Genomic DNA, 22287 nt, shown 5'->3' on the forward strand with positions numbered 1-22287 from the left:
ACCCCCGCTGTGGGCGGCGCGCGCGTCATGAGCGCGCGCCGCGCCGCCGTCGTCCTGGGGTCCCTGGAGGTGTTCGGGCCCCTGTCGATGGACCTCTCCATGCCGCTGCTGCCCCAGCTCGCCAAGGACCTGCACACCAATGACAGCCTCGCCCAGGCGTCCATGTCGGTGTGCATGCTCGGGCTCGCCCTCGGCCAGCTGGTGACGGGCCCTCTCAGCGACCGCTTCGGCAGGCGGCGGCCACTGCTGTGGGGCATCGCGCTCTTCACGTTGTTCTCCCTGCTGTGCGCGGTCGCTCCGACCATCGAGATCCTGCTGCTCACGCGGTTCCTGCAGGGCGTCACCGGGTCCGCCGGGGTCGTCATCGCCCTGGCCGCGGCCCGGGACATCGCCTCGGGCGTCGAGCTCGCGCGGCTGCTCAGCCTGCTCGGGCTCGTCGGGGCGCTGGCCCCGATCGCCGCGCCGGTGGCGGGCGGGCAGCTCGCCGCGGTCATGGACTGGCGGGGCCTGTTCGTCGTCCTCGCCGGGGTCGGCGCCGTGCTCCTGGCCGTCGCGGGCACGCTGCTGCCCGAGACGCTGCCGGCCGGGGCACGGCACGCGGGCGGGTTCACCGAGACCGGCCGGGGTTTCGGGAAGGTCCTGCGTGACCGTCTCTTCGTCTGCTACCTGCTGGTGGCGACGTGCACCGGTACGGCCTTCTTCACCTACCTGGCGTCCATCAGTTTCGTGCTCCAGGACGGCTTCCACCTCAGCCCCCAGGCCTTCAGCGCGGTCTTCGCGGCGAACGCGGTCGTCGCTGTGCTCGGGTCCCTGGTCAACCGCGGCGTCGTACGCCGGGCCGGTCCCGCGCGCATGTACGTCGTGGGCACGACGGCGACAGCGGCGGCCGCTCTCGGCCTGCTCGCCACCGTGGTGGCCGACCTCGGCCTGGCCGCCGTGCTCGTCGTCCTCGCCGTGATGCTGTTCTGCTACGGCGTCATCAGCCCCAACAGCTCGACCCTCGCCCTCGGCGGGCACGGCGAGCGTGCCGGGACCGCGGCGGCCCTGCTCGGCATGTCGACCTTCGCCGTCGGCCCGGTCGTCGCGCCCGTCGTCGCGCTCGGCGGGGCGGCCGACCTGACCATGTCGCTCACCATGGCCGTCGCCACCACCCTCGCGGCCCTGCTCGTGTGGACCGCGGTCCTGCCCCGCCTGCGCCGGTCGCTCGACTCCCCGCCCGCCCGCGCACACCGGCCGGACGGTGCCGGGGAGCACCGCGGCACCCCGCACTGACCGTCCCACGACCCTCCCCCACTGCCGTCGGCGCCTCCCGCCGACGGCAGCGTCATGCGGGCCGAACACGGCAGCGTCATGAGCGTCATAGGGGCGTGACGCCGAGGAGCCGGACCGCATACCGCGGTCCGGCTCCTCTCGGGCGGTGGGGCGTCAGCTCCCATGTCCGCCCGGCTCCACGATCCCCAGGCCGTCCGCGCCGACCTGAACGGCGGACTCGTCCAGGACGGCCTCGGTGACGGGCTGGGGGCGTCCGTCGAGGTCGAGGACCGGAGATGCCTCCTTGTACCAGGACTCGATCACCGCGTTGCCCCAGAAGTCGCGGCGGCGGTCGTCCTTCACGTTCCACCGGTACGTCTCGTGGTCGGGGTCACCGGTGTAGTAGTCGGAGGTGTAGATCTCCACCCGGTGGCCGTCGGGGTCGCGCAGGTAGAGGTAGAAGGCGTTGGAGACGCCGTGCCTGCCGGGGCCCCGCTCGATGTGGTGCTCCTGGCGCAGCGAGCCGAAGAGGTCGGCGGTGCGCAGGACCTGGTGCGACTCGTGGGTGGCCACACCGACGTGGTGCAGGCGGGGGCCTGCGCCGCCGGTGAAGGCGACGTCGTGCACGGTCTGCTTGCGGTACATCCAGGCCGCGTACAGCTCGTGCTCGTCGCCCTCGATGGTCTCGGAGCAGCCGAAGCCCAGGGCCTGGTAGTGGGCGTAGGCGGCGGGGATGTCGGGGGTGCAGATGTTGAAGTGGTCGAGGCGGGCTATCTCGGCGCCGCGGCGCAGGTCGTAGCGCTGGATGTGCCGCTCGGCGCGCTCGATGTCGTGGAAGAACTCCACCGGGAAGCCGAGCGGGTCGACGGCCCGGACGGCGTCGCCGACTCCGGGGGTCCCCGCGCCCTTGGGGACGCGGCGGACGGGCCTGCCGAGGTCCTTGAAGTACTGCTCGGCGCGGTCGACGTCCTCGGGGGTGCGGACCCGGTAGGAGATGTGGTCCAGGGCCGCCGTCTCGCCCTTGCGCAGCACCAGGGAGTGGTGGGTGAGTTCGTCGGTCCCGCGCAGGCACAGCAGGGACTCGTCCGCGTACTGGATGTGGAAACCGAGCATGTCGCCCCAGAACCAGCGGGCCCGGTCCAGGTCGGTGACGACCAGCTGGGCGTAGGCGGAGCGGACGACGTCGGGAGGTGTACTCATGGGTACGGCTCCTTGGGGGTCAGGACGCGCCGAAGCGGGGGGTGTGGGGTTCGCCGAGCATCACGTGGACGATCTTCGACTCGGTGTAGAAGTCGATGCTGTGCGCACCGCCCTCCCGGCCCAGGCCGGAGGACTTGACGCCACCGAAGGGGGTCCGCAGGTCGCGGACGTTGTGAGAGTTGATCCAGACCATACCGGATTCGACCGCGTGTGCGACGCGATGTGCGCGCTTGAGGTCGGAGGTCCACACATAGGCCGCGAGGCCGTACTCGGTGGCGTTGGCCAGTTCGACGGCCTCCGCCTCGTCGTCGAAGGGGGCGACGGCCACGACCGGTCCGAAGATCTCCTCCTGGAAGATGCGCGCGTCGCGGGCGACGTCGGCGAAGACGGTGGGCTGGAGGTAGTTCCCCTCCGGCAGGTGCGCGGGGCGGGCGCCTCCGGCCACCAGCTTCGCCTCCTGCTGTCCGATCTCGACGTACTCCAGTACGCGGGCGTAGTGCTCGGCGTGCACCAGGGCGCCGACCTCGGTGGCGGGGTCGGCGGGCAGTCCGACCTTCACCCGCTCCGCGCGCTCGGCCAGGCGCCGGGTGAACTCCTCGTACACCGGGCGCTCCACCAGGACCCGGGAGCCCGCGGTGCAGCGCTCGCCGTTGAGCGAGAACACGCCGAAGACGACCGAGTCCAGGGCCGCGTCGAGGTCGGCGTCGGCGAAGAGGACGACCGGGGACTTGCCGCCCAGTTCCATGGACGTGGTCTTCAGGTGCGTCGCGGAGCTGCGGACGATGTGCCGGCCGGTGTCCGTGGAGCCGGTGAAGGAGATCAGCGGCACCTCGGGGTGGTCCACCAGGGCCTGGCCTGCCTCCTCCCCGATGCCGTGGACGATGTTGACGACACCCGAGGGCACGCCCGCCTCGTCGAGGATCTCGGGCCACAGGCTCGCGGACAGCGGGGTCCACTCGGCGGGCTTGAGGACGAGGGTGCAGCCGGAGGCGAGGGCCGGTGCGAGCTTCCAGCTCTCCAGCATGAACGGCGTGTTCCAGGGGGTGATCAGACCGGCGACGCCGACGGGGCTGCGGACGACGTAGTTGATCTGCTGGTCACCGGCCCGGAAGGCCTCCTCGCCGAGCGCCACGACGACGTCGCCGAAGTACCGGAAGTTCTCGGCGGCCCGCCGGGCCTGGCCCCGGGCCTGGGTGATGGGCAGGCCGGAGTCGAAGGTCTCCAGGGCGGCCAGGCGTTCCTCGCGCGCCTCGACGGCGTCGGCGATCCGGTAGAGGACGCGGGCGCGTTCCCGGTTGCCGAGCCTGGACCAGGCGGGGAAGGCCGCGCGGGCGGCGGTGACGGCGCGGTCCACGTCGTCACGGGCGCCGGCCGCGGCGGTGGCGTAGGGGGCGTTGGAGACGGGGTCGCAGACGGGGAACGTACGGCCGTCGGCGCTGTCGAGCAGCTCGCCGCCGATCCAGTGGCGGATCCGCTCGGGCAGATCGGCCGGGCGCTGCCCGGTGGGGTTCGTGGTCATGGCTTCTCTTCCGTTCTGAGGGGGTCAGACCTGCTGGGTGAGGTCGCCGCCCTCGGCGAGCAGGGCGCGGATGCGGGTCAGGCCGTCCTCGGTGGGCGAGGTGAGCGGCGGCCGCACATGTCCCGAGGCGATCCGGCCCTGCTGCGCGAGGACCCACTTGGCGGGGGCGGGGTTGGTCTCGACGAACAGCAGGTCGACCAGGGGGTGCAGGCGGTAGTGCAGGTCCCGTGCGGCGTCGAAGTCGCCGGCCTCCCACAGCTCGTACATCCGGGCCACGGCGGTCGGCGCCAGGTTGGCCACCGCGGAGACGAAACCGGCGCCGCCGAGCGCGAGCAGGGGCAGGCAGAGCAGCTCGATCCCGGACCAGACAAGGAGGTCACGGCCGCAGGCATGCAGGACGCGGGAGAAGTGCTCGAAGTCCTTGGTCGTCTCCTTGACGCCGACGAAGTTGTCGAAGTCGGTGAAGAGCCGCGCGACGGTCCCCGGCGCGATGTCGACAGCGGTGCGCGAGGGCACGTTGTAGGCGACGATCGGCAGGTCGGGGAACTCGCGGGCCACCGTGGCGTACCACTGGTAGAGCGCTTCCTGGGTGGGGCGCGCGTAGTACGGGGTGATGACGAGGGCGGCGTCCGCGCCGAGGTCGCGGGCCGCGGAGGTGATCTCCAGGGTCTCTTCCAGCTTGTGCGAGCCGGTCCCCGGCAGGAACGGGACGCGGTCACCGATCTCGTCCGCGACGGTGCGCATCGCGGCGATGCGTTCCTCGGCGGACTGCGCGGACGGCTCGCCGGTGGAGCCGCCGAGGGAGATGCCGTGCGAGCCCGACTCCAGCTGCCAGCGGACCAGGCCGCGGAGGCTGTCGTGGTCGAGGGCCCCCTCCTCGGTGAAGGGTGTGACGACGGGGGCGATGGACCCGCGGATGGTGGCGGGGTCGGTGCGGAACTTCATGGGTGGCTCCGTGGGTGGGTGTGAACGGGGTCGTGGCCGGGTGCCGCGCCACGGCGGCTGCCGCCCGGCGGGCCGGTCAGCTCTGCGGGCTGGTCTGGAGGCCGGTCTGCGGGCTGGTCTGCGGGCTGCTCTCCAGGCCGGTCTGAGGACTGCTCTGGAGGTGGCGCCACCGCTGGTAGGCGTCCCGCCAGGCGGGGCCGAGGGGGTACAGGCCCTGGATCGCCTCACCCGCCGCCACGCGCTCGGCGATGAACCGTTCCTGCAGTTCCTGTTCGGCGGAGTCGGCGATGAGCTCCTCGACCAGGTCGGGCGGGACGACGAGGACACCGTCGGCGTCGCCGACGAGGATGTCGCCGGGCTGGACGAGCGCTCCGCCGCAGGCGATGGGGACACCGGTGTCCCAGGGGATGTGGCGGCGGCCGAGAACGGCGGGGTGCTCGGCGGCGTAGTACGTCGGCAGGCCGAGGGCCGCGACCGCGGCACTGTCCCGCAGCGCGCCGTCGGTGACGACTCCGGCCGCGCCCCGCTGCTGCGCCCGCAGCGCCAGGATGTCGCCGATGGTGCCCGCCGTAGGGTCGCGGCGGGCGTCCATCACGAGCACCTGGCCCGGACGCAGCTCCTCGACGGCACGCTTCTGGGCGTTCATGCCGCCGCCGAACTTCTCGAAGAGGTCCTCGCGCAGCGGCAGGTAGCGCAGGGTGTGCGCGGTGCCGACCAGCTTGGCCGTGGGGTCGGTGGGGCGTACGCCGTCGATCGTCATGTGCTGGAGGCCGCGCTTGCGCAGCTGGGAGCTGAGGGTGGCGGTGGCCAGGCCGCGCAGCGCCGCGGCGATGTCCGGGTCCAGGGCGGGCGTGTCCGCGTGGCCCGTCCCCCAGGCGTCGGCGCGCAGGGCCGCGTCGACGCGGGGCATGGCGCCCCAGGCCGCAAGGTCGTGGCCCGCGTCCGTCACGGTGTTGCGCAGGCGGCCACTGGAGATCTCCTGGTCCAGGGCGCTGACCTCCACCTCCACGACGTCGCCGGGCGACACCACGGAGGCTCCGGACGGTGTCCCGGTGAGGATGACGTCGCCGGGCTCCAGGGTGACCAGGCGCGACAGGTCGGCGATCAGGTCGCCGAACGGGAAGAGCAGCGTGGCGGTGTCGGCGTCCTGGACCTGTTCGCCGTTGACCCAGGTCCGCAGCCGCAGCGCGGCCGGGTCGAGTCGGGTGGCGTCGAGGAGGCGGGGGCCCACGGGGGTGAAGCCGTCGCTCCCCTTCGAGCGCAGGTTGGAGCCGCGGTCGGCGTACCGCAGGTCGTAGACGCCGGCGTCGTTGGCCGCCGTCACCCAGGCGACGTGGCTCCAGCCCTGTTCGGGCGCGACCCGGTGCGCGCGCTTGCCCATGACCAGCGCGATCTCCCCCTCGAAGGCCATGAGTTCGCAGCCGCCGGGGCGGACGAGGGCGTCATCGGTACCGGAGAGCGAGGAGGGGGGCTTGAGGAAGTAGGAAGGCTGGTCGGGGACGCGGCCGCGTTCCTTGGCCCGGCAGGGGTAGTTGAGATGGACTGCGACGATCTTCGAGGGCTGGGTTCCCAGCGGATGCGGCATCGGAGTTCTCCCTGGGCGTGAGCGGCGATCAGACGCTTGTCGAGGAGGAGCGGCGGCCCGTTTCGGCGTGGCCGGTCGCGGGACGCGGGGTGCGGGGTGCGGTGCGCGGGGTCCGGACGGTCACGGGTTTCCTGGAAACGTTCCTGCCGGCCGGACCGGGCTGCACCGTTGCATCACTACACCGGTTCAATAATCGTATACGTTATCATGCACGATCTAGAAGGGAAGAGTCGATCGTACGGCTCCCCCAGGGGCGGATGCCGCCGCGATAGGGTCGCAGATCGTATACGAAACTCGATGTGAGAGGTGCGAGAGATGCGCGAGACACAGAGCCGAACCGGTCTGGCCGTCCGTACGTTCACTCCCGGCCGGGCCTCCGACAGGCCGACTGTCCTGCTGGTGCACGGCTTCGGGTCCGACGGCCACCAGGACTGGGTGGCGACCGGGATCGCCCCCGCGCTGGCCGAGGCCGGACAGGCGGTGATCGTGCCCGACCTGCGGGGACACGGGGACAGCCCGGCCCCGTCGGCGGCCGGGGAGGCAGGTGCGACGGCGCTGGTCGCGGACCTGCTCGCCGTCCTCGACGAGGCGGGGGCAGGGACGTTCGACGCGATCGGCTACTCACTGGGCGCCAGGCTCGCCTGGGAGCTTCCGACCGCGGCACCCGGCCGACTGCGCCGCACCGTCCTCGGCGGTCTCAGCCCCGCCGAACCGTTCGAGGCGGTGGAGGTGGCCGCGCTCCACCGCGCGGTCGCGGACGGCACCGAGCCGGCGGATCCGTTCACCGCGATGATCGCCGGTATGGTGCGCGCCCACGGGGACCGGGCCGCCGGTCTGGCCCTGTGCGTCGAGGGGCTGCGCGGCACGCCCTTCGCCCCGCGGTCCTGGACGGGAGACACGCCGCCCGTCTTCGTCGTCGGCAAGGACGACATGATGACCCGTGGGATCGAGCGGGTGGTCGACCTCGTCGAGGGGGCGGACCTGGTCACGGTTCCCGGCGAGCACCACGAGGTCCTCGCCGGCGCCGCGTTCCGCCGTACAGTCCTGGAAGCCCTCACCGGGTGAACGCACGAGTACACGGCCGGGTCCGCGCAGCGGACGCCCGGCCCGGAGCAAGGGAACAGGCATGAGCGCCACGCAGAAACAAACCCGCTCCAAGGGGTCGAAGGCCGAGGTCAGTTACGAGCTGCTGCGCTCGCGCATCCTCGACGGGACGTACGGGCCGGGCTACCGCCTCGTCCTCAGCCAGCTCGCGCGGGAGACCGGGGTCAGCACCATCCCGATGCGCGAGGCTCTGCGCCGACTCCAGTCCGACGGACTCGTCGAGGTCGTCCGCAACATCGGCGCGCGCGTCGCGGTCTTCGACGCCGCGCAGGTGGAGCACGCCCTCCAGGTCCTGGCCCGCCTGGAGGGGTACGCGACCGCGATCTCCGCGCCGCGCATGACGGCCGAGCACGTCGAACGGTCCCGGGAGATCAACGCCCGCATGACCATGGCGCTCGAGGACTTCGATCCCGCTGCCTTCACCGCTCTCAACAGGGAGTTCCACTTCTCCCTCTACGAGCACTGCCCGGACGCGCACCTCGTCTCCCTCATGGAGGCCGAGTGGGCGCGCCTGGACCACATGCGCCGCTCGACCTTCTCCCACGTACCCGGGCGGGCGCGCCGCTCCGTGGCGGAGCACGAACGGCTCCTCGAACTGATCGCGGCGGGTGCGCCGGCACAGGAGATCGAACAGGTCGCCTGCGCGCACAAGGTGGCGACCGCCGAGGCGCTGCATCAGTCGCAGACCGCGACGTAGGCCGTCCGCGCCGCGATCGGCAACTGCGTCCGCATCGCGGCGGCGACGGCATCCTCGGCGCGACGACCGCATCCGCGACGTGATGGCTGCATCCTCGACGCGACGACCGCATCCGCATCCGCATCGTGATGGCTGCGCCCTCGTCGCGATGACCGCATCCGCATTTCGATCCGATTTCGAGCCGCAGCATCGTATACGATGATGTATCTCATCTGTTAGCGTGACCCGCATGTCCACTACCGACTCGACTCCGGGTGCGGCCTGTACGCCGACGGCAGCACGCATGTCCGCGGGGACCGTCGTCACCGTCACCGGCGAGGTCCCGCCGGACGCTCTGGGCGCGGTGCTCCCCCACGAACACCTCCTGAGCGATTTCGCCACGCCGGGTGACACCGCCGAATCCTGGACGGCCGTGGGGCGCACCCGCCCCACGGCCACGAGCCGGCTCCAGCTCTACCGCGCGCCTCTCGCGATGGAACTCCTCGGCGACATCGGCATGGGCGCGCCCAACGAGGACAACTGGCTGCTCACCGACGAGGGCCTCGCCGCCGAGGAGGCCACCGCGTTCAAGGACGCCGGCGGCGCCACCCTGGTGGACGTCACAACCACCGGACTCGGCCGGCACCCGGCAGGACTGCGCCGGATATCCGCGACGACCGGCCTCAACATCGTGATGGGGACCGGTCGTTACCACCCGGCGTGGGTCGAGACGCCCGCCGCGCTCACCGTCGAGAGCCTCACCGAGGAGATCGTCCGGGACCTCACCGAGGGCGTGGACGGGGTACGCGCGGGCATCATCGGCGCGCTCGCCGCACTCGACCCGGAGGAGCCCGCCGAGCGCGCGATCCTGATCGCCGCGGCCCGCGCGTCGGCCATCACGCGCGCCGCGATCTCCGTCGGTCGCTGCGACGACGCCACCACCCAGCAGCGGGTGCTCGACCTGCTCGCCGAGGAGGGCGCGGACCTCACCCGCGTGGCCGTCGCGCACTGCGACCCGCTCTCACCTCGCCCCGACGACCTCGAACCGCTCCTGGAACGCGGGGTGTTCGTGCAGTTCGACCAGCTCGGCCGGCTGCCCTCGGTCCTCAGCGTCAGCGACGACCAGGACGTCGCCGCCGCGGTACTGGAGCTCGCCCGCCGGGGCCACGCCGGACGGATCCTGCTGTCGCAGGACGTCCACACCAAGTCGCAGCTGCTCGCCTACGGCGGAGGCGGGTACGGCTTCGTCCTGGCGCAGTTCGTCCCGTATCTGCGGATGCTCGGAGCCGACGACGCCCTCATCGAAACCGTCACGGTGCGCAATCCACGGCGACTGCTCACCCGGCGGCTGCTCACCATCGCCAACCGGAGGACCGACTCGTGAGCCGCTATCCCTTCGAGATCCCGGACCTCACCGGTCGGGCCCTGACCGTGGCGGGTCCCGTGGCCCCCTCGGAGCTCGGCGTGACGCTCATGCACGAGCACGTCTTCGTCGACCTGCGACGGCCACCGCGATTCCACCGCCCCGGCGAGGACTCTCCCGAGGCCGCCGAACCGCTCACTCTCGCCACGCTCGCACGCACCCGCCACGGGCGCCCGAACGCCGACAACGACGTGCTCGGCGACTTCGACGAGATGCTCGCGGAAGTACGCGCCTTCACCCACACCGGCGGCGCCACCATGGTCGAGGTCTCCCCGCCCGGCCTGGGCCGCGATCCCGAGTCGCTCCTCCGCCTCTCCCGGGCGAGCGGGCTCAACATCGTCATGGGCGGTGGCTGGTACACCCCGGCCTTCCACCCGCCGGACATGGACGAACGCACCGTCGACGAGCTCGCCGACGTCATCGTGCGGGACGTCGTGGTCGGGGCCGACGGCACCGGGATCCGTACGGGCGTCATCGGCGAGGTCGGCGCGGACACGGTGCCGTTGACCGACAACGAGCTCAAGAGCGTACGGGCCAGCGGTCGCGCGAGCCGGGTGACGGGAGCCCCGGTCACCTTCCACGTCGGCGGGGTGGGCGAGGACAAGTTCCGGGTGCTCGACATCCTCGCGGAGGAAGGCGTCGACCCCTCGAACATCGTCCTGGGCCACGCCATGGACGTCCTCGCCGACCCGGCTTTCGGCAGTCGCGTCCTCGCACGTGGCGTCTTCGTGGAGTTCGACTTCCTGACGGCACCGGGAAGCCCCTGGGGACACCTGGTCCTCACCAGCGACCACAAGGTGGCCCGGGGCATCGCGGGTCTTGTCGAGCAGGGCCACGCGGGCCAGATCCTGCTCGGCCACGACGTGTGCCAGAAGATCCAGCTCAAGAAGTACGGCGGCCAGGGATACGACTACATCCCGCGGCACTTCCTGCCCGCCCTGCGCCGCCTCGGGGTGAGCGAGGAGGCCCTCCGCGCGATCACGATCGACAATCCCGCGCGAGCACTCGCCTTCGCCGCACCGCAGTGACCTCCGGCCGCGCCGCCCGCTCGATCAGCCCCGGGTGAGAACCGCTCGCTCACTTCGAAGCGAGAACCACTCGCTCACCCCCGTGTCAGAACCACGCCCGCCCCCGAGAGAGAACCGCTCGATCACCCCTGAGAGACAACCATGAGCGTCACCCCCGTCCCCTTCGATCCAGTGCTCGGCGCGGTGCTCGACGCGATGCCCCGCGACGAGGGAGCCGCACCCTCGACGGACACCATCGCGGCGATACGCGATTCCGCGTCGATGTTCCCCATGCCCTCGGTCGCCGACGTCATCGGCACCCGCGAGATCGACGCCGAGGACCGGACGGTCCCCGGTCCCGACGGCGCCCCGGACCTCGTCGTCACCGTGTTGCGCCCGCGGCACCTGAAGGCACCGGCGCCTGGGCTCTACAACATCCACGGCGGCGGCATGATCAGTGGTCACCGCCATCAGGACACCCCTCGTCTCGTCGACCTCGTCGAGGAACTCGGGGTCGTCGCCGTCAACGTCGAGTACCGGCTCGCCCCGGAACACCCGCACCCGGCCCCCGTGGAGGACTGCTACGCCGGTCTTCGCTGGATGGCACGGCACGCCGGTGAACTCGGCGTCGACCCGCACCGCATCGTCGTCATGGGAGGCAGCGCCGGCGGCGGCCTCTCGGCCGGGGTCGCGCTCATGGCTCGCGACCGCGAAGGACCGTCCCTGGCCGGGCAGTTGCTGCTGTGCCCCATGCTGGACGACGGCAACACCACGGTGTCGAGCCATCAGTACGACGGCCGCGGCACCTGGCAGCGGGAGATGAACGTCCTCGCGTGGCAGGCGCTGCTCGGCGAGCGGGCGGGCGACCCCGCGGCCGAGGTGTCGGTCTACGCCGCCCCCACGAGGGCGGGCGACCTGACGGACCTGCCGCCCGCGTTCATCGAGGCGGGCAGTGCCGAGCTGTTCCGTGACGAGGACGTGGCCTACGCGTCCCGCATCTGGGCGACCGGCGGACAGGCCGAACTGCACATCTGGCAGGGGGCCTTCCACGGCTTCGACATCTTCGCCCCGGACCACGAGGTGACCCGCGCCGCGCTGGCGGCCCGCCTGTCGTGGCTGCGTCGCGTGCTCGCTCTCTGACGCTCGCTCTCTGACACTCATCAGCCACCCGGCCAGGCAGAGCCGACGCCGCGGCAGGCACCGATTTCTCGTACCTCACAACACCAGCCAGAGCCAGAAGGGCCATCGATGCCGGAGACAGCGGATCTCATCATGACCGGCGGCGACGTACTGACCGTCGACGACGCGTTCTCCGTCGCCCAGGCGGTCGCCGTACGGGCCGGCCGGATCCTCGCCGTGGGCAGCGACGCGGAGATCACGGCACTCGCCGGACCCGGCACCCGGGTCGTGGACCTGGCCGGGCGCACCGTACTGCCGGGGATCAACGACTCCCACCTGCACGCCGCCGCCTGGGCGCTGACCAGGCCACCGTTCGCGCTGGACCTCGGCCACCCCGCGGTGGAGTCGATCGCCGACATCACGGAGGCGGTGCGCAAGGCCGCGGCGGGCACGCCCGACGGGGAGTGGATCACCGGACTCGGCTGGGACGTCGGCTACCTCGCGGAGTGCCTGGCCGACCCGGTGCGCCGCCCGAACCGCGCCGACCTGGACACCGCCGCCCCCGACCATCCGGTCTGTCTCACGGACTTCTCCGGTCACATGGTGTGGGTGAACTCCAGGGCGCTCGAACTCGCCGGCGTCGGGCCGGGAACCGAGCCTCCGGCGGGCGGAGTGATCGACACCGATGCCGAGGGTGCTCCCACCGGCATCCTCAAGGAGACGGCACAGTCCCTCGTCCAGGCACTGGTGCCGCCCGTGACCGTCGACCAGCGCAAGGGGGCCATCCGCACGGCCGTGACCGCCCTGCACGCCCTGGGCATCACCAGCTACACCGAACCGGGACTCGGCCCGGGTGGTGCCGAGATCCTCGGCGGCGGCCTGGACACCGGCACCCTGCACGCCTACGTCGAACTGGCGCGCGCGGGCCAACTCGACACCCGGGTACGCGTGTTGCTGCTGCCGGCGCCCATGGGTGGCTCGGCGGCCGACGTGACCCTCGGCCTGGAGGGGCTCGCCGTACCGGACGACGTGGACGCGGCGAGGCTGGCCGTGATCGGCGTCAAGGTCTTCGCCGACGGGGTGCCGCCGAACGAGACCGCCTGGATGCACGAGCCCTACCCGGGCGGCGGCCACGGAGGCCTCTGCGTGCACGGCGCCGACGCCGGGCTCAAAGAGGCCGAACTCGCCGAGATGATACGGGTCGCGCACAGCGCCGGACACCAGGTGGGCGTGCACGTGACCGGCGACCGGGCAATCGACTCCGTGGTCGACGCCTTCGTCGCCGCCCACCGGGCACACCCGCGACCGGACGCCCGCCACTACGTGATACACGGCGACTTCGCCTCCGAGCGGAGCCTCGCGAAACTGGCCGCGCACGGCTACGGCATCAATATGAACCCGGCCATCAAGTGGACCATCGCGGACCTGATGGACGACATAGTCGGCAGCGAACGGTCGGACTACCAGTGGCCGGTGCGTTCCGCGGCGGACGCGGGGATCGCCATCTGTGTCGGCTCCGACGCCCCGATCACCGCGCCCGACTGGCGCAGGGGCGTCGCCGCCATGCTGCTGCGCGAGTCCAAGGCCACGGGCCGGGTGAGCGGCCCCGACCAGCGCGTCCCGCTGGAGACGGCGCTGCGCGCCTACACGGCCAACCCCGCCAGGCAGGACTTCGCCGAGTCCTGGAAGGGCAGCATCAAGCCGGGCAAGGTGGCCGACCTGTGCGTCCTCGGCGGCGACCTGCGCGCCACCGACCCGCACGACATCCCGAACCTGCCGGTGGACCTCACGGTCTTCGACGGGCGCGTCGTGTTCGAACGCGGGGCGGACACCGACTCCCGCTGAGGCGGCGTACCGGGTCAGCGGCGTACCGGGGCGGCGGTGTACCGGGGCGGCGATGTGCGGGGCCGAGGCGCACCGCGGCCCCGGCGCACCACGTACCCGACACACCGCGGATCGAGAGTGGGGAACCATCGCCCGGATGTTATGCCGACGTGATAGTAGGCATGAGGTGTCAGGGTCAGTAGCTTCGACGAGTGACGGGCGGTGCGTGCGCCCGTCGGCGCGAACCCCCCACAACTGCTTCGAGACGAGGTCCTCGTGAGCCGTAGACAACTCCCCCGCCTCCTGACCGCATCCGTCGTCCTGGCCCTCGGCGCCGGTACCGCGGCCGCCGCCCCCTCCACCGCCGGAACCGCGCAGGGCCGCGCCGCCGCCCCCTACTGCTACGACGAACCGTCGCAGCCGAACGCCGACGTGAGCGACCTCAAGGCGTCCTTCAACTCCTCGAACTGGATGCGCACCCTCCAGACCATGTACAAGCGGCGCTGGCCCAGCGGTGAGGCGCTGGCGATCGCCCAGGCCAAGGACAAGTACTGGGACCAGTTCGTGAACAAGCGGAACTTCGAGGGGTTCGCCGAGTCGATGATGGTGGCGATCCACGAGGAGACCCACATGTGGGACCTCGATCCGTCCCGGACCAGGTGGGACGTCCACATCGCGGCCTGGATCAACGCCGGTCAGCAGGCTCTGACCGTACCCGTGCACGGCGGTTTTCCCCGTAAGGAGATCCTGCCCCTGATCAAGGACAGCCTCAGCTCCTCCATGGACGACATCTATCTGCGGGACAGGACCCAGGGCGAGTACCGCCTCCAGGGCGTGCTCGCGGAGCAGAACGCCGGTCTCACCGGACTGCCCGCGGTGACGGTGGTGCAGGAGTACATCAAGGGCGTCGGTGCCGGCAACGCCCGGGACATCGCCGCCACCAACCTGCGCTACCTGCTGCTGTATCTGCGGGTCGCCAAGGACAAGCACCCCGACTACTGGGCCAGGATCAAGGCCGAGCCGAAGCTGCGCGATCTGGTCCTGACCCAGTTCCTGCGCACGGCGTACTGGCTGGAGAAGTCCGCGCCGTACACCGGCAAGCTCGGCAGCCGCGACGCCGACAAGATCACCGCGACGAACTACGCCCCGGAGAACATCGCCGTCCTGGAGGAGTTCACCGGCCGCAAGGTGCGTGTCGACGCGCAGAAGCACTGCACGGCCTGAGCCGCCCGCACGCGCCGCCGCAACTGCCGTAGCTTCCGTAGCCGTTCGCAACCGGCGCAACCGCTCACTCCAGCGGCTCGTGGTTGCCCCAGATCGCCTTGTACGGGTGGCGGGCCTGCCAGCGCTTGATGAGGTCGAGTGCCCCTCCTTGAGCGCTCCAGCAGGCATGTGGTCCTCACCCCCGCGGGCGAGGCGCTCCTGCACCACGGTCGGCACGCCCTCAACGCCATGAGCGCCGCTGCCGACAAGGCCCGCCGGGCCGGCACGTCCCCGATTCACTCCCCGGAGCCGACGATGGCGGTGACGCGGATCTCCACGCGCATGGCGGCGAGACCGAGGACCGTGACACCGGTCTCGGTCCAGATGGGCGCGCGGCCTTCGAGGCGGCGGCGGAACTGCTCGGCCATGACCAGGTTGTGATCGTCTCCGATGGCGTCGTCTCCCGGTGCGACCTTGTGGTACGAGTTGACGTGGATGACGTCCTTCCAAGTCGCGCCGACCGTGGCGAGCGTGCGCTCCACGTTGTCGAAAGCCTGGATGATCTCGTCCTCCAGCGAGTCGGGGACGACCAGGTCGTCGTCCACCCCGGCCTGGCCGGAGATCTCGACCCGGTCGCCGACGCGGACGGCCCCGCTGTACCCGAGGGCCGCGTGCAGCTTCTCGCCGAAGCCCGGAGTGATACCGAAGGTGACGGTGCTCATGATGCGCCTTCTTCCTGTCCACGGGGGACCCCCCCCCACACGTGACTTCACGCGTAAAGTGATACTAGCAGCGGATGACTTCAAGCGTAAAGTGATGGCGGATTCGCCGGAGGAGCGGAACGACCCATGAACGGCACCGAGGGACCCATGAGCGACGCCGACGAACACGAGCACGAACACGGATACGAGACCGGGCGGGAGGCCGGGCAGGAGACCGAGCAGGAGGCCGGGCACAGGACCGGGCACGAAAGCAGCGAAGAGCTGCGATGGCTCGACGAGCAGGAGAAGGCGGCGTGGACGGGACTGATCTCCCTCGTCCTTCTCCTCCCCGGCAAGCTGGAGTCACCCCTGCGGCAGGAACACGGCCTCACTCTGTTCGAGTACCTCGTACTCAGCCACCTCTCCGAGGCCCCGGAACGCAGGCTGCGGATGGGCGAGCTCGCCTTCCTCGCCAGCGGCTCCCTCTCCCGCCTGTCCAACGTCGTCAAGCGCTGCGAACAGCGCGGCTGGATCGTACGGAGGCCCGACCCGGCTGACGGCCGCTACACCCTCGCCGAACTCACCGAAGCGGGCTTCGACATCGTGCGACTGGCAGCGCCCACACACCTGCGTGCCGTACGCAGCATCGTCCTCGACTCGCTCGACACCACCGACCAGAAGGCCCTCGCCCGCGTGGCGGACAGACTGCGCATCGTCCCCGACGACTTCAGCCGGCAGCCGTCCCGCGGCACGCCACGGGACGAGTAGACGCCGAGGTGCGGACCCGCCGCACCTGCCCCACCCCTGAGCCGAGTCCGCGGAGCGGCGCGGTGCCGCTCCGGCCGGGCGGTCAGGCCCTAGCCGGCGCGGAGTTCGGCCACCGCCGCGCCCGCGAAGGTGGTGGCGAGGCGGCGCAGCCGTCTGTCGGACGGGTCGCCGCCGACGGTGACGTTCACCGTCTCGACGGCGTCGTCGCCGCGCGGATCCGTGTACGTGCGGTGGACGACTCGGACGAGGCAGGTCCGTGGGCCCTCCGCGTCCGCCTCGACGACGGCGCGGTGGCCGCCGACGCGGGTGAGGGTGCCGTCGTCGCCGGTCAGTGGCTGGCCGCGGTCGAACCGGATCTCCAGCCACAGGTCGCCGGTGGTGCTCGCCCACTTGCAGTCCCAGCCGCCGAAGCGGACGTCGGGGTCCTTCGCGTCGACTCCGGGCACCGCTTCGAGGTCCTCGGGACCGAGCAGCGCGCACGCGTCCTCGTGCACGAGTGAGACGTCGGGCGCGGGTGAACGTCGGCCGATACGGCCCTCGTTGAGTACGTCGACGGCCTTGGCCGCGGCGGCGTCGGCCATGGGGCAGAGCGGCGCGGCGCCCTCGTCCTGCTTCGCGACGACGGAGATGTTCACGTCCGGGTCCGCCGCGGGCAGCAGCGTCCGCACACAGGCGTCGCTGTCCTCGGCCTCCTGCACCACGCGCACGTCACCCTCGGTGCGCGGTGACGCGGGCAGGTCCGGGCCGCCGCCCGTGTCGAAGTGCACTTCCACGTCGACGGGTTCGTCGTCGCCGGTGTCCACGATGACGTCGCACCGGTCGAAGTTGCCGTAGTCCGGGTCGAGATCGGCCTCGCCGAACCGCTTGAGCACGGTGGGGTCGGCCAGGGCGCACGGGTCGGCGGTGCGGTGGTCGCCGATGACGGACCGCCCGGCCCCGGCCGACGCGGCGGTCCTTCCGCTTGCCTTTCCGTCCGGGTCGCCGCCGCGCTCTTCGTCCGACCCGAGCAGGGAGATGACGAGGGCGACGGCCAGTCCGAGAACGGCGGCTCCCCCGATCGCGCCCACGAGCCGGGCCCGGCCCCGCGGCAACCGCCCGAGCACCCGCCCTTCCCGCCGCTCGGGCACCCGCCCTTCCCGCCGCTCGGGCGCACCGGACTCCACGCCGCTCCGGCCCGCGCCCACAGGGGCGCCGACGTTTCGGCGCCCGCCGGTGCTTCCGTGGACGCCCGCACCTCTGTGGACGCCCGCGCCTCCGTGGCCACTCGTGCCTCCGTGGACGCCCGCACTCCCATGGAGGTCCAGGCCCACGTCTCCGGAGCCGCCTGTGCCTCCGCGGTCGCCACCCCGACCAGCGTGGCCGTCGACGCCTTCATGGCTGCTCGCGCTTCCCCGGCCCCGGCCGCCGCCGACTCCCGGGCCGTCGCCCGCTCTCGGGCCAGCACCCGCTCTCGGGCCCGCACCGCCTGTTCCCGCATCCGCATCCATGCCCGCACCCGGGCTGGTTCCCGCAGCCGGGCTCGTCCCCGCGCCCACCCCGCTCCCCCGCCCGTCTCCGGCTCGCTCCGTCTCCGGTAACTCCCGCGTAGGGGCTGCCCATTCCGCCGTGGCGGCGAACTCCCCATCACTGGACCCTGAACCGAACTCGTCCCCTTCACCGCCCCTGCCCTCACGCCCGTTCCCTTCCTCCCCACCGAACGCGAGCGCACCCGCCCCCGACTCCCGGTCGGGAAGCGGCTCCTGAGGTCCCGCGTGCTCCTCCAGGAGCCGCTTCGCCTCCGCTGCGGACGGGCGGTTCGCCGGGTCCGGGTCGAGCAGGGCGGGCAGGATCTCCGCGAGCGGGCCGACGTCGCCGTCGAGGGCGACCTCGCCGCGTTCGGCCTCCCGTGCGGCTGCGTACGGGTCGACGTCGCGCCCTGCGTGCGGGCGGGGCGGGCGGCAGGTGACGACGGCGTACAGGAGGGCGGCGAGGGAGAAGACATCGGAGGCCGGTTCGGGGTGGCCGCGGACGACCTCGGGGGCGGCGTAGTCCGGGGTGTAGCCGACCATGCCGGGCGGGGTGATGGTCTGCTGGCCGCCGTAGCGGTACGCGGCACCGAAGTCCGCGAGCTTGGCGAGGCCTTCGGGGGTGACGACGACGTTGGCGGGCTTCACGTCGCCGTGCACGATGCCCCGGGCGTGCAGGGCGGCCAGGGCGTCGGCGATCTGGACGCCGACGCGGGCAGCGCGCGCGGGACCGAGCGGCGGCCTCCGATCGAGGCTGCCCCCGGAGACGTACTCCATGACGAGCCACAGCGCCGAACTCCCGGCACCGGCGTCACCCGTCCCGGCGGCGGAACCGGTGGCCGTGACCGTGAGGACGTCGAACAGGGTGACGACGTGCGGATGGCTGAAACGGGCGAGCGCGCGGGCCTCTGACTCCAGGCGGCCGACGGCGGCGTCGGGCTCGTCGGCGGCGTGCATCCGCTTGAGGACGACTTCGCGCGGCAACCGCAGATCGCTGGCCAGCCACACCTCGCCCATGCCTCCGCGCAAGGGCCCCCGCCGCAACCGGTAGCGCCCAACGACGGTAGTGCCCAGGCGCACCCCGACTCCCCCTCACCCATGTCACCCGAGGCCGGAACCCCGCTGCCTGCCGAGCGGAATCCGAACCTACTGGGTGCGCCGGGTGCCCCACACGTCCTTCACGGGATGTTCGCGCCCCGCCCACCTCTCCTGCGAAGTGGTTCGCAACCTCCCCGTGGCGCCGGACTTTTTGGCATTCACCGAACCAGCTCACCGTCGGCGGCCACCGCGTCCCGCTGCACCTCACCGTCCCCGCGCACCAGGAGATCCTGCGCCGCGCGTGCGAGCGGACGGGCGCCCCGCACGAGAGAGTTCGAGGCGGACGACGAGGCCCTTGGACGTGGGCTGGTTGCTGATGTCGGCGACGCTGTCCAGCGGCACCAGGACGTTCGTCTCCGGGTAGTAGGCGGCGGCCGAACCCTTGGCGGCGGGATAGGACACGATCTCGAAGTTCTCGGCGCGGCGCTCGGTGCCGTCCCCCCAGACACTCACCAGGTCGACGCGTTCGCCCTGGGTCAGGCCGAGTTCGGTCAGGTCGGCCGGGTTGACGAGCACGACATGGCGGCTGCCGTGGATGCCGCGGTAGCGGTCGTTGTTGGTGTAGGGGACGGTGTTCCACTGGTCGTGCGAGCGCAGTGTCTGCAGCAGCAGGTGGCCCTTCGGCGCCCGGGGGACGACGCGCTCGTTGCGGGTGAACAGGGCCTTGCCGACCTCGTTGGGGAACACGCCCTCGTTGACCGGGTTGGGCAGTTGGAAGCCCCCGGGGCGGGTCACCCGTGCGTTGTAGTCGTGGAATCCCGCCACGACGCGGGAGATGCGGTCGCGGATGGAGCCGTAATCCCCCTCGAAGGTCTCCCAGGGGATGTCCGTCCTGCCGTCCAGGGTGCGGCGCGCGAGTCGGCACAGGATGGCGACTTCGCTGAGCAGCAGCGGGGAAGCCGGCTCCAGGCGGCCCTGGGATGTGTGCACCTCACTCATGGAGTTCTCGACGGTGACGAACTGCTCGCCGTCGGCCTGGACGTCACGCTCGGTGCGGCCCAGGGTGGGCAGAATCAGCGCGGTGTCGCCGCACACGGCGTGCGAGCGATTGAGCTTGGTGGAGATGTGGGCGGTCAGCCGGCACGAGCGCATCGCCTCCTCGGTCACCTCGCTGTCGGGAGCGGCCCGCACGAAGTTGCCGGCCAGGGCCAGGAAGACCTTGACCTGGCCGTCGCGCATCGCCTTGATCGCGTCCACCGAGTCGAGGCCGTGCGGGCGCGGCGGGTCGAAGCCGAACTCGTGTTGCAGGGCGTCCAGGAAGGTGTCCGGCATCTGCTCCCAGATGCCCATGGTGCGGTCGCCCTGGACGTTGCTGTGGCCGCGCACCGGGCAGGCGCCGGTACCGGCGCGCCCCAGGTTGCCGCGCAACATCAGGAAGTTGACAATCTCCCGGATGGTGGGCACACCGTGCTTGTGCTGGGTGATGCCCATCGCCCAGCAGACGACGACGCGCTCGCTGCGCAGGACCTCGTCGCGTACCTTCTCGATCTCCTCGCGGGTCAGTCCGGTCGCGGTGTGCACGTCGTCCCAGTCGAGGTCGCGGGCGTGCGCGGCGAACTCCTCGAAGCCGGTGGTGCGGGCGTCGATGAAGGCGTGGTCGAGGACGGTGCCGGGCCGGGCCTCCTCGGCTTCGAGCAGCAGGAGGTTGAGGGCCTGGAACAGGGCGAGGTCGCCGCCGGGCTTGATGTGCAGGAAGCGATCGGCGATCTGCGTGCCGCGCCCGACGATCCCGCTCGGCTTCTGCGGGTTCTTGAAGCGCCGCAGCCCGGCTTCCGGCAGCGGATTGACCGCCACGATGCGGCCGCCGTTGCGCTTGGCCTCCTCCAGGGCGGAGAGCTGGCGCGGATGGTTGGTGCCCGGGTTCTGCCCGACCAGGAAGATCAGGTCGGCGTGGTGGAGATCGTCAAGACTGACGGTGCCTTTGCCGGTGCCCAGGGTCTCGCTCAGCGCGAAGCCGCTGGACTCATGGCACATGTTGCTGCAATCGGGCAGGTTGTTGGTGCCGAAGGCGCGGGCGAAGAGCTGGAGGACGAAGGCGGCCTCGTTGCTGGCGCGGCCGGAGGTGTAGAAGACGGCCTCGTCGGGGGAGGCCAGCGTCTTCAGCTCACCCGCGAGGACACCCAGCGCGTCGTTCCAGGTGATCGGCTCGTAGTGCTCGGAGCCTGGCCGTTTGATCATCGGCTCGGTGAGCCGCCCCTGCTGGTTGAGCCACATGTCGGAGCGGGCGGCGAGGTCGGAGACGCTGTGCTCGCGGAAGAAGTCGGCGGTGACGCGGCGCGTGGTGGCCTCGTCGTTGATGTGCTTGGCGCCGTTCTCACAGTACTCGTTGCGGTGACGCCGACCCGGGACCGGGTCGGCCCACGCGCACCCGGGGCAGTCGATCCCGCCCACCTGGTTCATGGTCAGCAGGTCCACCCCGGTCTTCTTCGGGGAGGTCTGCTCCAGGGAGTACTCCAGCGCGTGCACGACCGCGGGCACCCCGGCAGCCCATTTCTTCGGCGGGGTCACGGACAGGGTGGTCTCCGGCTCCTCGCCGGACGGGTTCTGCATCGGTTCGCCCTTTTCCTTCCTGGTACGCGATGTCGCTCAGCCGACGGGCCACTGGGCCACGCGGCTCCGGGGCGGCTCCGGGTGGTCGTGCTGCACGCGACCGTTGCGGATGGTGCTGCGCCAGGCCCCGCCTTCCTGGCCGAGGCCCTCGATGAACCGCTTGAAGTTGCCCAGCTCAGCGCGCACGAGGCGGGCGGTGAGCCGGGTCGCCCGGCGCGAGCGGGTGAGGACCTGTGCGGCCCCCCGTGGTTCCAGGAGCATCCGGACGGTGATCGCTGTGCCGCCGGACCGCGTCGACGCGAACTCGACCTCGCCCTGGTGGGAGGGGTGCTGCCGCAGATCGCGCCAGGCCAGGTAGGCGTCAGGGTCCTGCTCCAGGATCTCGACCGCGAAGCGGTGGCGCAGGGGCCCGTAGCCGATGGTCCAGGCGGTCACGGTGGGCCTGACCTGTTCGACCTCGCGCACCACGGACGAGAAGCGCGGGAAGGACTTGAACTGCGTCCACTGGTTGTACGCCGTCCGCACCGGCACCGCGACCTCGACCGTCTCCTCGACGTGCTGCTCGCGCAGCGGGCGGCGGCGCGTGACCCGGTCACCGCCGGTGGGTGTCCCCAGCGGCGAGGCCGGCACGGCCCGCTGGGCGTCGTCTTCATGCGTCGCCATCGTGCTCTCTCCTTCGGGTGCAGAACCAGGCATCCGGGGAGACCCGGGCTCCGCTGACGCTTCAGGACCTGTCATGAGTACCCCCGTGGGGGATCGTGAGTCACTTCAGTGCGTCCAAGTGCCACGATCGGCGGCCGTCGGGCGGC

Annotated in this window: 17 protein-coding genes and 1 pseudogene; 10 read left to right on the forward strand and 8 right to left on the reverse strand. The window is 71.7% G+C overall.

The features are described from left to right. Window positions 1-27 precede the first annotated feature (27 nt). Window positions 28-1272, forward strand: coding sequence for a multidrug effflux MFS transporter (locus GPA10_RS38835; RefSeq protein ID WP_157169533.1), 1245 nt, complete (start codon window positions 28-30; stop codon window positions 1270-1272). 153 nt (window positions 1273-1425) lie between these two features. On the opposite strand, the gene hpaD is transcribed toward GPA10_RS38835, so the two are convergent. The 4 genes from hpaD to GPA10_RS38855 form a co-directional block, all read right to left on the reverse strand. Further along, complete coding sequence (gene hpaD, locus GPA10_RS38840) at window positions 1426-2451, reverse strand: 3,4-dihydroxyphenylacetate 2,3-dioxygenase (RefSeq protein WP_157169534.1); 1026 nt, start codon at window positions 2449-2451, stop codon at window positions 1426-1428. A gap of 19 nt (window positions 2452-2470) precedes the next feature. Beyond that, entirely contained in the window at window positions 2471-3970 is a 1500-nt protein-coding gene (hpaE, locus tag GPA10_RS38845; protein WP_157169535.1) for a 5-carboxymethyl-2-hydroxymuconate semialdehyde dehydrogenase, read from the reverse strand. Window positions 3971-3994: 24 nt separating this feature from the next. Continuing rightward, window positions 3995-4915, reverse strand: coding sequence for a 4-hydroxy-tetrahydrodipicolinate synthase (gene dapA / locus GPA10_RS38850; RefSeq protein ID WP_058852501.1), 921 nt, complete (start codon window positions 4913-4915; stop codon window positions 3995-3997). A 76-nt stretch (window positions 4916-4991) separates the two neighbouring features. Beyond that, on the reverse strand, window positions 4992-6500 hold the full coding sequence (locus GPA10_RS38855; RefSeq protein WP_157169536.1) for a fumarylacetoacetate hydrolase family protein: 1509 nt from the start codon (window positions 6498-6500) through the stop codon (window positions 4992-4994). A 315-nt stretch (window positions 6501-6815) separates the two neighbouring features. Between GPA10_RS38855 and GPA10_RS38860 the strand changes: the two genes are divergently transcribed. The 8 genes and pseudogenes from GPA10_RS38860 to GPA10_RS43170 all read left to right on the forward strand — a co-directional run. Beyond that, complete coding sequence (locus GPA10_RS38860) at window positions 6816-7565, forward strand: alpha/beta fold hydrolase (RefSeq protein WP_157169537.1); 750 nt, start codon at window positions 6816-6818, stop codon at window positions 7563-7565. 61 nt (window positions 7566-7626) lie between these two features. Beyond that, window positions 7627-8301 carry a GntR family transcriptional regulator gene (locus GPA10_RS38865; protein WP_058852500.1) on the forward strand — a complete coding sequence of 225 codons (675 nt, stop codon included), beginning with the start codon at window positions 7627-7629 and terminating at the stop codon, window positions 8299-8301. Between the two features lie 229 nt (window positions 8302-8530). After that, on the forward strand, window positions 8531-9664 hold the full coding sequence (locus GPA10_RS38870; RefSeq protein WP_058852556.1) for a phosphotriesterase family protein: 1134 nt from the start codon (window positions 8531-8533) through the stop codon (window positions 9662-9664). Then, window positions 9661-10731 carry a phosphotriesterase family protein gene (locus GPA10_RS38875; protein WP_343041813.1) on the forward strand — a complete coding sequence of 357 codons (1071 nt, stop codon included), beginning with the start codon at window positions 9661-9663 and terminating at the stop codon, window positions 10729-10731. Before GPA10_RS38870 ends, GPA10_RS38875 begins: the two co-directional genes overlap by 4 nt. Before the next feature lie 141 nt (window positions 10732-10872). Further along, a complete protein-coding gene (locus GPA10_RS38880) occupies window positions 10873-11850 on the forward strand; it encodes an alpha/beta hydrolase (protein ID WP_157169538.1) in 978 nt (325 codons plus the stop codon). A gap of 108 nt (window positions 11851-11958) precedes the next feature. Further along, the gene (locus GPA10_RS38885) at window positions 11959-13674 is read left to right on the forward strand and encodes an amidohydrolase (protein WP_157169539.1); all 1716 of its coding nucleotides are present in this window, start codon (window positions 11959-11961) and stop codon (window positions 13672-13674) included. A gap of 255 nt (window positions 13675-13929) precedes the next feature. Further along, window positions 13930-14877 (forward strand): hypothetical protein, encoded by a 948-nt coding sequence (locus GPA10_RS38890; RefSeq protein WP_198351836.1) that lies wholly within the window; start codon window positions 13930-13932, stop codon window positions 14875-14877. Window positions 14878-15015: 138 nt separating this feature from the next. Next, window positions 15016-15141 (forward strand): annotated as a pseudogene (locus GPA10_RS43170) (LysR family transcriptional regulator); the annotation flags it as partial. An 11-nt stretch (window positions 15142-15152) separates the two neighbouring features. Here the strand turns inward: GPA10_RS43170 and GPA10_RS38895 are convergent. Beyond that, the gene (locus GPA10_RS38895; RefSeq protein ID WP_058852496.1) at window positions 15153-15578 is read right to left on the reverse strand and encodes a Rid family hydrolase; all 426 of its coding nucleotides are present in this window, start codon (window positions 15576-15578) and stop codon (window positions 15153-15155) included. A 126-nt stretch (window positions 15579-15704) separates the two neighbouring features. Between GPA10_RS38895 and GPA10_RS38900 the strand changes: the two genes are divergently transcribed. Continuing rightward, complete coding sequence (locus GPA10_RS38900) at window positions 15705-16325, forward strand: MarR family winged helix-turn-helix transcriptional regulator (protein ID WP_246260522.1); 621 nt, start codon at window positions 15705-15707, stop codon at window positions 16323-16325. Between the two features lie 89 nt (window positions 16326-16414). Here GPA10_RS38900 and GPA10_RS38905 read toward each other — a convergent pair whose 3' ends face one another. The 3 genes from GPA10_RS38905 to GPA10_RS38915 all read right to left on the reverse strand — a co-directional run bounded on the left by GPA10_RS38905 (window position 16415) and on the right by GPA10_RS38915 (window position 22141). Then, entirely contained in the window at window positions 16415-18847 is a 2433-nt protein-coding gene (locus tag GPA10_RS38905; protein ID WP_157169540.1) for a serine/threonine-protein kinase, read from the reverse strand. A gap of 285 nt (window positions 18848-19132) precedes the next feature. Continuing rightward, a complete protein-coding gene (locus GPA10_RS38910) occupies window positions 19133-21478 on the reverse strand; it encodes an FdhF/YdeP family oxidoreductase (protein WP_157169541.1) in 2346 nt (781 codons plus the stop codon). 36 nt (window positions 21479-21514) lie between these two features. Further along, entirely contained in the window at window positions 21515-22141 is a 627-nt protein-coding gene (locus GPA10_RS38915; protein ID WP_058852493.1) for an SRPBCC family protein, read from the reverse strand. Between the last annotated feature and the right edge of the window lie 146 nt (window positions 22142-22287).

It is taken from the genome of Streptomyces typhae, from assembly GCF_009755605.1.
Classification (GTDB): Bacteria; Actinomycetota; Actinomycetes; order Streptomycetales; family Streptomycetaceae; genus Streptomyces; species Streptomyces typhae.